Genomic DNA, 12,735 nt, shown 5'->3' with positions numbered 1-12,735 from the left:
GGGTAGCGAAAAAGAGAGCAAAAAAGGGAGCTGACATGACCACCCAAGGTAAGGGCTCGTACCAGATCACCGGTTGGGACGAGAAGCCCTACGAGGAGAAGAAGGGCCAGCCCAAGCTCACTCAGGCCCACGTCACCAACGCCTGGACCGGCGACATCGAAGGCGAGGGGCAGGCCGAGTACCTGATGGCCTACGCCAGCGACACCGAGGCCAGCTTCGTCGGCCTGCAGAAGGTCGTCGGGAGCGTCCGCGGCAAGAAGGGCTCCTTCGTGCTGCAGGCGACGGGCACCTTCGACGGCGGCGTGGCCAAGGCCGACTGGTCCGTCGTGCCGAACTCCGGCACGGAGGAGCTGAAGGGGCTGAGCGGCAAGGGAGGGTACGTCTCCAAGACCGACGGCTCGGCGGAGGTCACCCTCAACTTCAACCTCAAGTAGGCGCTGCACGCAGTCGAGTACGCGGGGCCGAGGGCTCCGCGTACTCGCATGTCAGGAACTGCTCAGTGTTGAGCAGACCGCCTCGCGCCCGCGCGCGACGATGGCCGCATGGACACTGAAGTGATCGTCGTCGGTGGCGGCCAGAGCGGGCTCGTCGCGGGCTACTACCTGAAACAGGCCGGCATCCCCTTCGTCATCCTCGACGAGGAACCGCGGCTCGGCGAGGCGTGGCGGCAGCGCTGGGACTCCCTGGAGCTGTTCACGATCGCCGAGTACTGTGCCCTGCCCGGCCTGCGCTTCCCCGGCCGGAAGAACCGCTTCCCCACCAAGGAGGAGATGGCCGACTACGTCGAGGCGTACGGCAAGGAGTTCGACCTGCCGGTCAGGCTCGGCACCCGCGTCACCTCCCTGGAGCCGATCGAGGGCGGCTACCGGCTGGAGACCACGAAGGGCACGTACGAGGCGCCGCAGGTGATCATCGCGACCGGCGCCTACCGGGTGCCGAAGGTGCCCGAGCTCGCGGGCAGGCTGGACCCCGAGGTCTACCAGGTGCACACCGGCCGCTACCGCAACCCGTCCCAGGTGCCGGGCGGGACCGTCGTCGTGGTCGGCGCCGCGAACTCCGGCGCCCAGATCGCGCCCGAGCTGGCCGCCGGCCGCCGCGTGCTGCTGTCGCAGGGCTCGCCGCTGCCGCACTTCGGCCGCCGGTTCCTGGGCAAGGGCCTGCACTGGTGGGGCGACAAGTTCGGGCTGATCGCCAAGCCGCTGATGGGCGAGCGCGACCGGCTGCACAAGAAGACGATCCTGGTCGGGCCGAGCCTGAAGAAGCTGGCCAAGCGGCACCGCTTCGAGCTCGTGGGCCGCACGGTCGACGCCGAGGGCCGCACGATGCGCTTCGAGGACGGCCGCTCGGCCGACGTCGACGCCGTCGTCTGGGCGACCGGCTTCCGCTACGACTACTCCTGGGTGCACGCGCCCGTCCAGGACGAGGGCGGCGGCATCACGCAGGACCGCGGTGTGACCGCGTCCCCCGGCCTCTACGTCCTCGGCATGCAGTGCCAGCACTCCTACGGTTCGGCGCTCATCTGGTGGGTAAAGGACGACGCGGCTTATCTGGTCGAGCGCATCAGGCAGTTCCGTCCCCAGGCGGTGGCGGGCAGAAGGGGTTGAGCGACATGTCCAGGCAGGTGGCGCTGCTGCGCGGAGTGAACGTCGGCGGCCGGAACATGGTGAGCATGGCCGAGCTCCGCAAGCTGCTGGAGGGCCTCGGCTTCGAGGACGTCAAGACGCACCTGCAGAGCGGCAACGTCGTCTACACCAGCGGGAAGAGCCCCGACAAGGCGGCGGCCGAGATCCAGGCCGCGCTCGCCCGCGACCTCGGCGTCTCGGTGCCCGTCCTGGCCAGGACGGGCGCCGAGCTGGGCGAGATCCTCAAGGCCAACCCGCTCGGGGACGTCGCCGCCGACGACGCCCTGCACCTCGTCACGTTCCTGTCGGACAAGCCCGACGCCGGGCCGATCAAGGCGCTCGACCCCGACGCCTTCAAGCCCGACGTCTTCAAGCACGTCGGCAAGGAGATCTACGTCTGGTGCCCCGACGGGGTGCGCAACACCAAGCTGTCCTACTCCTTCTGGGAGAAGAAGCTCGGCGTCACCGCCACCGCCCGCAACTGGAAGACCGTCTCCAAGCTGCACGAGCTGGCCACCGCCGGTTAGCCCGCCAGCACCCGCTTGAGCGTCTTGCCGATCGGCCCGCGCGGCAGCGACTTCGCGACCACGTACCGCGCCGGCCGCTCGGCCGGGTCCAGCCGGTCGGCGGCGAAGGCGCGCAGCTCCTCCTCGGGCACGGGCGAGCGCAGCACGACGGCCGCCGTGACGCCCTGCGGCCCCTGGAACGCCGCGGCCTCGACCACCTCGGGATGCCAGTGCAGGGCGTGCTCGACCCGCAGCGAGGAGATCCGGCGCCCGCCGGCGGTGATGACGTCGGCGGCCCGGTCGAAGAAGCGCAGCCTGCCCTCCCCGTCCAGTTCGCCCAGGTCGCCCATGTGGGTCCAGCCGTCGCGGAAGGTGCGCTCGTCGGCGGCGGCGTCGTTCAGGTAGTAACGGCGGGGGGCGGCCGAGCGCAGGCAGATCTCGCCCGCGTCGGTGACCCGCACCTCGGTGCCCGCGCTCGGGCGGCCCAGCAGCCCCTCGTCGTCCGGCGTGGGGGGCGTCTCCACCGGGCGGTGCACGAAGGCGGGGGCCGACTCCGTCGAGCCGTAGCCGATGACGATCCGCACGCCCGGCAGCGCCCGCATGAGCCGGGCCACCGTGGCCATCGGCACCGGCGCCGAGCCCAGCATGAGCGCCCGCAGGCCGGACAGGTCGTACCGCTCGTGCCAGCCGTGCGCCACCATCCGGGTCGCGGTGGACGGCGGGACGATCGCCATCGGCACCCGCAGCTTCTCCAGCATGCGGGCCACGTTCTCCGGCCCGAGGTCGGTCAGCACGTGCGTGGTCGCCGGGGCGGTCATCGCCGTCATCAGCGCGCTGTGCCCGGCGTTCGTGCCCAGCGGGACGGCGGCCAGCACCCCGTCCACGCCGGTGAACAGCTTCCCGCGGCCCTCGTGGCCGTAGGTGAGGTTCGCGACGGGGACCGCCACGGCCTTGGGACGGCCGGTCGTGCCCGAGGTGTAGAGGATCTCGGCGACGTCGTCGTCCCGGGCGCCCGCCGCGTCACCCAACGGGCCGGGCAGCACCTGGCCCACCCCGCACTCGGCCAGCCGGGCGCGGACCTCCTCCTCCGGCAGCGCGGGCGGCAGCCCGAGCACGGTGCCGCCGGCCAGGTGCACGGCCACGGCGGCGACCGCGTGCCCGATCCAGTCGTCGTGCCGCAGCGCCGTCCTGACCGGGGCCAGCCGGGCGGCCAGCTCCTCCGACCGGGCGGTCCAGTCGGCCACCCGCAGCTCGCGCTCGCCGTCCACGACGAGTGCCACATGATCGCCCCGACGGGCGCTGACCAGTTCTGCCGGGTTCGTCGTCATGCGGCCGATGGTAGGAAGCCGGGCGCTCCCCGGATGCTCAGTGTTGAGCAGACCCGTGGGGCGCTTTCGTGTGGGCTGGAGTCGGCATGGGTCCGCGAAGAAGTGGGACGGCTGCCAAGAACAAGGGAGGCGATGACATGAACCAAACCGGTTCGAGTACGCGCGGCCAGCTGTTCGCCACCATCGGCGCACTCCTGGCCCTGGCGCTGGCGTCGATCGACGTCTCGGTGGTGGGGGCGGCGATGCCCCGGATCGCCGCCGACCTGCACGGCCTGTCGCTGTACGCGTGGGTGGGGGTCTCCTACGCCGTCGCGGCCGCCGTCGTCGTGCCGATCGCCGGGAAGCTCGGCGACATGTTCGGCCGCAAACCGGTGCTGCTCGTCGGCCTGGCGGGCTTCCTGGTGGCGTCGTGGCTGTGCGGCGCGGCCCAGACGATGCCCCAGCTCGTCGGCGCGCGAGGGCTGGCGGGGCTGTTCGGCGGCGTGCTGATGGCCAACGTCTTCACGCTGCTCGCCGACGTCTACACGCCGGAGCGCCGCACCCAGATGCAGGGCGTCTTCTTCGGCTTCTCCGGCCTCAGCATGGTGATCGGGCCGCCGCTCGGCGGGTTCATCACCGACAACTGGAGCTGGCGCTGGGTCTTCTACGTCAACGTGCCCATCGGGCTGCTCGCGATCGCCGCCGTGCTGATCGGCGTCCCGTTCGTGCGCAGCGGCGCGAGCTGGCGCGACATCGACTTCGCCGGCGTCGTCACGCTCGTGGCCGGGCTCGTCCCGATCCTGATCGGGCTCACGCTCACCGGCGACCGGCACGCCTGGACCTCGCCCGAGGTGCTGGCCCTGCTGATCGGCGGCGCCGTGCTGCTGGTGGCGTTCTACTTCGTCGAGACGCGGGTGGCCAAGAACCCGCTGGTGCCGTTCGCGCTGTTCCGGAGCAACCAGGTGTCCGTCATGGCCGTGGTGGCCTTCTTCTCCGCGTTCGCCATGATGGGCACGGCCTTCTACGTGCCGCTGCTCTACCAGGGCGTGCTCGGCGTGAGCGCGACCCACTCCGGCACGCTGCTGATCCCGATGATGCTCGGCCTGATGCTCATGGCCCCGATCGCCGGCAAGGCGATGACGGCCATGCCGCGCTACCGGCTGCTCGGCGTGTTCGCCATGGCTGCCATCGTCGCCGGGCTGCTGATCCTGTCGGCCGTCGGGCCGGACAGCGGGCAGGGCCTGCCGATCGTCGCCATGGTGCTCATCGGCGTCGGCATCGGCATCGCGTTCCCGATGGCCACGGCCGTCACGCAGAGCGCGATCCCGATGGAGCAGGTGGGCGTCGGCACCAGCCAGATCCAGTTCTGGCGGATGATCGCCGGGCCGGTCTCGCTGGCGATCCTCGGCTCGATCATGTCGTCCCGGCTCGGCGTCGCCGGTCAGGGCGGCGAGGGCGTCGCGCCGGCGGTGCTCGCCGACGCGCTGGGCGACCTGTTCCTGGCCTGCGCGATCGCGGTCGGCATCGGCCTGGTGGCCAGCCTCTTCCTGAAGGAGGTGCCGCTGCGCGACATGTCGATGGGCAGGTCGAAGGCGGGCAAGGCCGACCAGAAGGCCGCACCCAACCAGGGGCGTGCCGCCAGGGCGTGACCCCGGAGCACCGGGTGGCGGGGCCGTGCGCGGCCCCGCCATCGCCATGTCCGCCTGCGCGCACGGGCCTGCTCACAGTTGAGCAGACGCGGCCGGGCGCGCGGGCGAGGCTGCTGGCATGGACTCCTACCCCATCCCCAGGACGTGCCCGCTGGATCCGCCGTCCGAATACCGGGACCTGCAGGCGGGGCGGCCCATCACGCGCGTCCGGCTGGACTTCGACGGGAGCGAGGTCTGGCTGGTGACGCGGTACGAGGACGCCCGCGCCGTGCTCGGCGACGCCCGGTTCAGCTCCGACTTCGCCACCCCCGGCTTCCCGGCCCGGCTGACCTCGCAGCCCCCGGGGCCGGGCACCTTCATCAGGATGGACCCGCCCGACCACTCGCGGCTGCGCCGCCTGCTGCTGCCGGAGTTCAACCGCAGGCGGGTCGAGGCGCTGCGCCCGGCCATCCGGCGCATCACCGAGGCGCTCGTCGACGAGATGGCCGCCCAGGGCCCGCCGGCCGACCTGGTCCAGACGCTGGCCCTGCCGCTGCCCTCCCAGGTCATCACCGAGCTGCTCGGGGTGCCGTACGAGGACCGCGACTACTTCCACGAGACCACCAAGGTCATCGGCGACCGCAACGTGGAGCCCGAGCAGCGCATGAAGGTCCGCGAGGACCTGCGCCACTACCTGGAGCGGCTGGTCGCCGAGCGCGAGCAGCGGCCCGCCGACGACCTGCTCAGCCGCCTGGGCGCCCACCGCGAGGCGGCCAAGGTCAGCCGGGAGGAGGTCGTCGGCATCGCCACGCTGCTGATGGTGGCCGGCTACGAGACCATCGCCAACCAGATCGGCGTGGGTACCGTGGCGCTGCTGGAGAACCCCGAACGCCTGGCCGAGCTGCGCGAACGTCCCGAGGCGCTGCCCGCCGCCATCGAGGAGATCATCCGCCACCAGACCGTCATCGACTACGGCGCCCGCCGCGCGGCCACCGCCGACGTCGAGGTCGGCGGCAAGCTGATCAGGAAGGGCGAGGGCGTGGTCGTCGTGCTGGCCGCGGCCAACCGCGACGAGGAGGTGTGGGCCGACCCGGACCGGCTGGACTTCGGCCGCTTCGGCGACCTCGCCGACCGGCAGGAGCACCTGTCCTTCGGCTTCGGCATCCACCAGTGCATGGGCCAGCTCCTGGCCCGTGCCCAGCTGGAGATCGCCTGGTCCACGCTGTTCGCCCGGCTCCCGGGGCTGCGCCTCGCGGTGCCGCTGGAGGAGGTGCCCTTCCGCTCCGACATGTTCGTGTACGGCGTGCACGCCCTCCCGGTGACCTGGGGATGAACCGCGACCCGCGGGACCGGGTCCGCGCGCTCTTCGACCCCGGGACCGTCCGGCCGCTGCCCGGTGACGACGACGGCGACGACGGCTGCGGCGTGCTCGCCGCCCGCGGCGGCATCGGCGGCGGACCGGCCGTCGCCTACGCCACCGATCCCGGCCGGATGGGCGGCGCGATGGGCGCCGAGGGCTGCGCCCGCATCGTCCGGGCCATCGACCTCGGCGTCCGGGAGCGGGCGCCCGTCGTCGGCCTCTGGCACTCCGGCGGCGCCCGGCTGGGCGAGGGCGTCACCGCGCTCGACGGCGTCGGCCAGGTGTTCGCCGCGATGGTCCGGGCCTCCGGCGCCGTCCCGCAGATCTCCGTCGTGCTCGGCCCGGCCGCCGGCGGCGCGGCCTACGGCCCGGCGCTCACCGACGTGGTGATCATGAGCGAGAGCGGGCGCGTCTTCGTCACCGGCCCGGACGTCGTCCGCAAGGTCACCGGCGAGGACGTCGACATGGAACGGCTCGGCGGCCCCGACCCGCACAGCAGGCGCAGCGGCCTGGCCCACCTCACCACCCCGGACGACGAGGGCGCCATCGACGCCGCCCGCCGGATCACCACCCTGCTCGGCGGCCAGGGCGAGCTGCGCCCCTGGGAGGCCCGCGACGACCCCGAGCTCGGCGGCCTGCTCCCCGAACGCGCCAGGCGCGCCTACGACGTGCACCCGATCGTCGCCCGGCTGCTCGACGGCCCCGGCGAGGAGCTGCATCCGAAGTGGGCGCCCAACCTCGTCACCACGCTCGGCCGGCTGACCGGCAGGACCGTCGGCGTCATCGCCAACAACCCCCTGCGCAAGGGGGGCTGCCTCGACGCGGCGGCGGCCGAGAAGGCCGCGCGGTTCGTCCGCATGTGCGACTCGCTCGGCGTGCCGCTCGTCGTGCTCGTGGACGTGCCCGGCTATCTGCCCGGCGTCCGGCAGGAGTGGGACGGCGTGGTCCGGCGCGGCGCCAAGCTGCTGCACGCCTTCGCCGAGGCCGTCGTGCCCCGGGTGACGCTGGTGCTGCGCAAGTCCTACGGCGGCGCGTACGTCGCCATGAACTCCCGCGCCCTGGGCGCCTCCGCGGTCTACGCCTGGCCCACCGCCGAGGTGGCCGTCATGGGCGCCGAGGCCGCCGTGGACATCCTGCACCGCAGGAAGCTGCGCGACGGCCCGCGGGACGGGCGCGAGGAGCTGCGCCGCCGCCTCGTCGCCGAGCACGAACGTGAGGCTGGCGGCGTCGGCAAGGCCGTGGAGATCGGCGTCGTGGACGAGGTGATCGAGCCCGCCGGCACCCGGCGGCGGCTCGCCGAGGCCCTGCTCAAGGCCGTGCCGCTGCGCGGCGACCACACCAACATCCCGCTGTGAAGCCCCTGCTCACTATTGAGCAGGCAGCACGGCGGGCCCTCATTAGCGTGACGAACAAGCCGACAGACGGAGTGGAACGATGACCAACCCGAATCCCGTCATCCCGCCGGCCGAGCAGCAGACCTCGGTGCCCGCGGCGGATCTGATCAACTCGGCCACGGCCGGCGTGATCGTCGAGCGGACCGCGCAGGTCAGGAACGGCTCCCACGCCAAGGGGCGCAAGTTCGCCCGCATGATGGCCGAGATGGTGACCGCCAAGCAGGTGGGCGTCGCCAGCGTCTTCCTGTACGAGGAGACGTTCGGGACCAAGGACCGGCTGCACTGGCTGATCCACCTCAGCTCGCTGCACGCCTACGAGCAGATGGTGCACATGGGCACCTCCGACGGCGAGTACCGCGACAACACCGCCGAAAGCGGCTGGGACGAGATCTTCGTCGACGGCAGCATGACCGAGACCGTGCTGCTGCCCCAGTTCTGGGGCATGTACGGGACCGCGGTCGACGGCGAGCGCGAGAAGCAGTCCGCGGTCTACCTGCAACAGGGCGAGATCACCGGGCTGCCCGGCGCCCGCGAGCAGGTGCCGCAGCCCTACGAGCAGCTCGTCCACTCGGGCAACTGCGGCCTGCTGCTGCACCGGACCGCCCAGCTCGACTACGACTTCCGGTCCGAGGGACGCACGTTCGCCCGCGAGGCCGCCGAGTCCATCAACGAGAACCTGCCCGGCGAGGCCACCGTCTTCGTCTACGAGGAGGCCTTCGGCGCGGCCGACCGCATCCACTGGCTGATCCACATGAAGTCGCTGAGCACCTACTACAAGGTCCTGGCGCTGCACGTGAAGGACGAGAAGGTGCGGGACCTGTACTTCCAGCAGCGCATCGCGCCCGAGCGCGGCGGCGGCACCTGGGCCAGGATGTTCGTGCCCGGCAGCATGCACGACACCGGCCTCACCCCGCACCACTGGGGGATGTACGCGACATGACCGGCCGCTGCCTGCACGAGATCTTCGCCGAGCGCGCCGCGAAGGCCCCCGACCGGATCGCCGTGACCTGCGGCGCCGAGGAGATCACCTACGGAGACCTGGACGCTCGCGCCGACCGGCTGGCCTGCCTGCTGCAGGCCGCGGGGACCGGCCCCGGCGTGCTGGTGGGGCTGTGCGCGGACCGCGGCATCGACCTGGTGGCCGGGCTGCTCGCGATACTCAAGGCGGGCGGCGCGTACGTGCCGATCGACCCCGGCTACCCGGCGGGGCGGATCGCGTACCTGCTGGAGGACAGCGGGGTCCGCACGGTCGTCACGACGTCCGGGGTGGCCGGCCGGCTCGGCGGCGTCCTGCCCGGCGAGGTCGTGCTCGCCGACGCCGAGCCGCCCGAGGGACACCCCGCGGCCACGGCCCGCGACGAGGACCTGGCCTACGTCATCTACACCTCGGGCTCGACCGGCGCGCCCAAGGGGGTCCTGGTCGAGCACCGCAACGTCGTGCGCCTGCTGGAGCGGACCGAGCAGTGGTTCGGCTTCGGCGACGACGACGTCTGGACGCTCTTCCACTCCGTCAGCTTCGATTTCTCGGTGTGGGAGCTCTGGGGCGCGCTGCTGTACGGCGGCCGGCTGGTGATCGTCCCGGCGGACGTGGCCAGGTCGCCCGAGTCGCTGCGCCGGCTGCTGGTGGCGGAGGGCGTCACCGTGCTGAACCAGACGCCCTCCGCGTTCCGGCACCTGGTGGCGGCCGACGCCCGGCAGGAGGAGCCGTCGCCGTACCGGCTGCGCCGGATCGTCTTCGGCGGCGAGCGGCTGGACGTCGAGCTGCTGGCCCCGTGGATCGATCGCTACGGCGACGAGCACCCGCAGCTCGTCAACATGTACGGCATCACCGAGACCACCGTCCACGTGACCTACCGCCGCGTCCGCGCGGCCGACCTCGGCCACCCGGAGCTGAGCCCGATCGGCGTGCCCATCCCGGACCTGCGCCTCGACGTGCTCGACGAGCACGGACGCCCGGCGACCACAGGGAACCTGCACGTCTCGGGCCCCGGGCTCGCCCGCGGCTACCTGGACCGGCCCGAGCTGACCGCCGAGCGGTTCAGGGTCGCGCCGGACGGCGGCCGCCGCTACGACTCCGGCGACGTCGTCACCCGCCTGCCCGGCGGCGAGTACGCCTACCTCGGGCGGTCCGACGACCAGATCAAGGTCCGCGGGTTCCGCCTGGAGCCCAGGGAGATCGAGCTGTGCCTCCTCGGCCATCCGGGGGTCGCCCACGCGGTGGTGGCCCACCGCGACTACGGCGAGGGCGACGTCCGGCTGCTGGCCTTCGTCGTGCCGGACGGCGATCCGGGGCCGGACCTGATCGACCGGCTCACCGAGCGGGCCGCGAGCCGGTTGCCGGCGCACGCCCGCCCGTCCACCTACCACATCGTGTCGGAGATCCCCATGACGCCGCAGGGAAAGGCGGACCGCGCCGCTCTGGCCAGGTCCGCGCAGGCATCGTCGGCCGCCAAGGTCGTGCAGCGCATCGCCGAGGACGTGCTCGAACGCGACGAGGTGCCACCCCGGGTGGACCTGTTCGACCTGGGCGCGACCTCGCTGGCGATGACCCGCATCATCGCCCAGGTCAACGAGCGCTTCGGGCTGGAGCTGACGGGACGCGAACTGGAGGAGGAGGCGTCGGTCGCCGCCCTGGCCTCCTGCGTCGAGGAACGACTGACCGTGAGGGGATAGACCATGCACGAGACCACCGTCCGGGGCGAGCACTCGATGACCCCCGAGGAGCTGAAGAGCTTCCACACCCAGGGCTACTTCGGCCCGTTCAAGGTCTACGAGATCGACGAGATGCGCCAGAACTGGCGGCGCGAGCGCATGCGTCTCATGGACCGCAGCAACGCCGTCTACCGCGACGACGCCGCCTCGGGCAACACCAACATCTCCAACTACGACCGGCACCTGGACTCGCCCTTCCTGGCCGACCACATCAGCCGGCCGCAGATCGTGGACCGCGTGGTCAGCGTGCTCGGCCCGGACGTGCTCTGCTGGCGCACCGAGTTCTTCCCCAAGTACCCCGGGGACGAGGGCACCGACTGGCACCAGGCCGACACCTTCGCCAACGCCTCCGGCAAGCCGCAGATCGTCTGGCCGCAGGCGGAGGAGTTCGGCGGCACGATCACCGTCTGGACCGCCTTCACCGAGGCGAACGAGGACACCGGGTGCCTGCAGTTCATCCCCGGCACCCACGAGACGATGTTCTACGACGAGACCAAGCGCATGCACTACGACCCCAACAAGATCAACCAGGAGGACAAGGACGGCGTCCGGCGCGGCTTCTTCGGCTACGACTACCGCGACCTGCAGATCGACCCCGACTGGAAGCCCGACGAGTCGCAGGCCGTCTCCATGGTGATGAGGCCGGGCGAGGCCATCCTGTTCTGGTCGACGCTCATGCACGCCTCGCTGCCGCACAAGGGCCTGACCGACGAGATGCGCCTGGGGTTCGCCGCCCGGTACGTCCCGACCAAGGTGGACGTCTACCCGGACACCGACGAGATCGAGGAGTACGGCGGCCGGGTCAGCCTCGACCGGTACGGCGCCGTCCTGGTCACCGGGCAGAACACCAACCCCAACAACCGGATCGCCACGGCCACCACCACCGGCCACCCCTTCACCACCCGATGAGGCCCGCCGTGACCTCGCGAAGCCCACGGCGCGCGGCGACCCGCGCGCCCTCCCGCCACCCGACCTCTGCCCGCCCACGGCGCGCGGCGACCCGCGCGCCCTCTGACGATCCACGGAATGCGGTGATCATCTCGTGGCCGCCGAACTGAGACGTCTGACCCGGGCCGTGCAGGACGCGCGGCCGCTGGTGGACGTCCTGCGGCATCCGGTGCGCCTGGCCGGCCCGCCCGGCCTCGCCTCCCTCCTGGGCCGTGTGACCCGACGGCTGGGCGCACCGGAGTTCGCCCTGACCGACCACGACTCGCTCGACACCTTCGAACGCCTGGTCAGCGACCATCTCGCGCTCCATGACGGCATGGGCGAGGACCTGCCGCCGGCCGCCGTCGACGAGGTCGTGGACGGCGCGGCGCGGGACGGCTTCGAGGGGCTGTGCACGCGCGAGGAGGTCGCTCGGGCGGACGGCGGCCCGCCGCTGCCCGCCTACGCGGCCGGCGACCCGCGGGCCCCGGCCGTCGTGATCGTGGCCGCCTGCGGCATGCCGGCCCGCCTGTGCGAGCAGTGGATGCGGTTCCTGTCCCGCACCCATCACGTCCTCACCTGGGAGACCCGCGCGTTGTTCGGGCCGGACCCCTCGGCGGAGCCGCCGGACGCGGGGGTGCCGGCGCAGGCCGGTGACCTCTTCGCGGTCATGGACCATTTCGGCGTCCGGCGGGCGCACCTGATGTGCCTGTGCGGCGGGGCCGTCATCGGCCTGGCCGCCGCGCACCTCGATCCCGGCCGCGTCGGTTCGCTCAGCCTGTGGCACGGCGACTTCGCCGCCGTGAAGGGCGCCGACCGGACCCACCACCAGCAGAACCTGGTGGGGCTCATGGAGATGGCCGCGGCCGGCCCCGACCGGGCCGCCGCCATCCATCCCGTGCTCTGCCAGACGATGCTCTCCTCGGTGCCGCCCGACCTGGCGCACCTGGTGGTCTACCCGTACGCGACGCCCGAGCTGCTGCACCGCTACTGCCGCCTGAACGGCGAGATCATGACGACGGACGTGAGCCCCTGGCTGGCCGGGATCGACCGGCCCGTCCTGGTGGTCTCCAGTCACGACGACGAGACCGCCCACCCGGCGGGCTCGAAGGCGGTGGCGGCGGCGCTGCCGGACGCCGTCCTGCATCTCCGGGCGCACGGCGACCACATTTCGCTGTTCAAAGGTGACCCGGAGTTGATGGATATGGCCCGGGACTTTATTGACTCCGCGGCCGCCCGATAACAGCCGAAATCCGCTTCCAGGTAATTCTCCGGACAT

The 12,735-nt window shown here is 72.2% G+C and carries 11 protein-coding genes; 10 read left to right on the top strand and 1 reads right to left on the bottom strand.

Features of this window, described 5'->3' with window-relative positions; genetic code table 11:
* Positions 1 to 35 precede the first annotated feature (35 nt).
* The 3 genes from AB0C33_RS41020 (at position 36) to AB0C33_RS41010 (ending at position 2,149) form a co-directional block, all read left to right on the top strand.
* Positions 36 to 434: a DUF3224 domain-containing protein gene (locus tag AB0C33_RS41020; protein WP_352327373.1), complete on the top strand. Its 399-nt coding sequence runs from the start codon at positions 36 to 38 to the stop codon at positions 432 to 434.
* A 108-nt stretch (positions 435 to 542) separates the two neighbouring features.
* On the top strand, positions 543 to 1,604 hold the full coding sequence (locus AB0C33_RS41015; protein WP_358298241.1) for an NAD(P)/FAD-dependent oxidoreductase: 1,062 nt from the start codon (positions 543 to 545) through the stop codon (positions 1,602 to 1,604).
* A 5-nt stretch (positions 1,605 to 1,609) separates the two neighbouring features.
* Positions 1,610 to 2,149: a DUF1697 domain-containing protein gene (locus AB0C33_RS41010; RefSeq protein WP_358298239.1), complete on the top strand. Its 540-nt coding sequence runs from the start codon at positions 1,610 to 1,612 to the stop codon at positions 2,147 to 2,149.
* Here AB0C33_RS41010 and AB0C33_RS41005 read toward each other — a convergent pair.
* The gene (locus tag AB0C33_RS41005) at positions 2,146 to 3,456 is read right to left on the bottom strand and encodes a fatty acid--CoA ligase family protein (RefSeq protein ID WP_358298237.1); all 1,311 of its coding nucleotides are present in this window, start codon (positions 3,454 to 3,456) and stop codon (positions 2,146 to 2,148) included. The two genes, AB0C33_RS41010 and AB0C33_RS41005, sit on opposite strands and share 4 nt — an antisense overlap.
* Before the next feature lie 137 nt (positions 3,457 to 3,593).
* On the opposite strand from AB0C33_RS41005, the gene AB0C33_RS41000 reads away from it, so the two are divergent.
* From AB0C33_RS41000 to AB0C33_RS40970, 7 genes are all read left to right on the top strand, one after another.
* On the top strand, positions 3,594 to 5,084 hold the full coding sequence (locus tag AB0C33_RS41000) for an MFS transporter (RefSeq protein ID WP_358298235.1): 1,491 nt from the start codon (positions 3,594 to 3,596) through the stop codon (positions 5,082 to 5,084).
* A gap of 118 nt (positions 5,085 to 5,202) precedes the next feature.
* A complete protein-coding gene (locus tag AB0C33_RS40995) occupies positions 5,203 to 6,396 on the top strand; it encodes a cytochrome P450 (protein WP_358298233.1) in 1,194 nt (397 codons plus the stop codon).
* Complete coding sequence (locus AB0C33_RS40990; protein ID WP_358298231.1) at positions 6,393 to 7,778, top strand: carboxyl transferase domain-containing protein; 1,386 nt, start codon at positions 6,393 to 6,395, stop codon at positions 7,776 to 7,778. The genes AB0C33_RS40995 and AB0C33_RS40990 overlap by 4 nt, the downstream gene beginning before the upstream one ends.
* Positions 7,779 to 7,857: 79 nt before the next feature.
* A complete protein-coding gene (locus AB0C33_RS40985; protein WP_358298229.1) occupies positions 7,858 to 8,757 on the top strand; it encodes a DUF6039 family protein in 900 nt (299 codons plus the stop codon).
* Positions 8,754 to 10,490 carry an amino acid adenylation domain-containing protein gene (locus AB0C33_RS40980; protein WP_358298227.1) on the top strand — a complete coding sequence of 579 codons (1,737 nt, stop codon included), beginning with the start codon at positions 8,754 to 8,756 and terminating at the stop codon, positions 10,488 to 10,490. Before AB0C33_RS40985 ends, AB0C33_RS40980 begins: the two co-directional genes overlap by 4 nt.
* Before the next feature lie 3 nt (positions 10,491 to 10,493).
* Positions 10,494 to 11,438 carry a chlorinating enzyme gene (locus tag AB0C33_RS40975; RefSeq protein ID WP_358298225.1) on the top strand — a complete coding sequence of 315 codons (945 nt, stop codon included), beginning with the start codon at positions 10,494 to 10,496 and terminating at the stop codon, positions 11,436 to 11,438.
* A 133-nt stretch (positions 11,439 to 11,571) separates the two neighbouring features.
* A complete protein-coding gene (locus tag AB0C33_RS40970) occupies positions 11,572 to 12,699 on the top strand; it encodes an alpha/beta hydrolase (RefSeq protein ID WP_358298223.1) in 1,128 nt (375 codons plus the stop codon).
* Positions 12,700 to 12,735 lie beyond the last annotated feature (36 nt).

This window comes from Nonomuraea sp. NPDC048881 (assembly GCF_040649795.1).
GTDB lineage: Bacteria > Actinomycetota > Actinomycetes > Streptosporangiales > Streptosporangiaceae > Nonomuraea.
This window is presented reverse-complemented; position numbering and strand designations above follow the sequence as displayed.

Excerpts from the sequence above, each read along its gene's own strand:
- AB0C33_RS40975 (WP_358298225.1), top strand. The coding sequence starts at position 10,494 with ATGCACGAGACCACCGTCCGGGGCGAGCACTCGATGACCCCCGAGGAG.
- AB0C33_RS41020 (WP_352327373.1), top strand. The coding sequence starts at position 36 with ATGACCACCCAAGGTAAGGGCTCGTACCAGATCACCGGTTGGGACGAG.
- AB0C33_RS41010 (WP_358298239.1), top strand. The coding sequence starts at position 1,610 with ATGTCCAGGCAGGTGGCGCTGCTGCGCGGAGTGAACGTCGGCGGCCGG.
- AB0C33_RS40980 (WP_358298227.1), top strand. The coding sequence starts at position 8,754 with ATGACCGGCCGCTGCCTGCACGAGATCTTCGCCGAGCGCGCCGCGAAG.
- AB0C33_RS40990 (WP_358298231.1), top strand. The coding sequence starts at position 6,393 with ATGAACCGCGACCCGCGGGACCGGGTCCGCGCGCTCTTCGACCCCGGG.
- AB0C33_RS40995 (WP_358298233.1), top strand. The coding sequence starts at position 5,203 with ATGGACTCCTACCCCATCCCCAGGACGTGCCCGCTGGATCCGCCGTCC.
- AB0C33_RS40985 (WP_358298229.1), top strand. The coding sequence starts at position 7,858 with ATGACCAACCCGAATCCCGTCATCCCGCCGGCCGAGCAGCAGACCTCG.
- AB0C33_RS41015 (WP_358298241.1), top strand. The coding sequence starts at position 543 with ATGGACACTGAAGTGATCGTCGTCGGTGGCGGCCAGAGCGGGCTCGTC.
- AB0C33_RS41005 (WP_358298237.1), bottom strand. The coding sequence starts at position 3,456 with ATGACGACGAACCCGGCAGAACTGGTCAGCGCCCGTCGGGGCGATCAT.
- AB0C33_RS41000 (WP_358298235.1), top strand. The coding sequence starts at position 3,594 with ATGAACCAAACCGGTTCGAGTACGCGCGGCCAGCTGTTCGCCACCATC.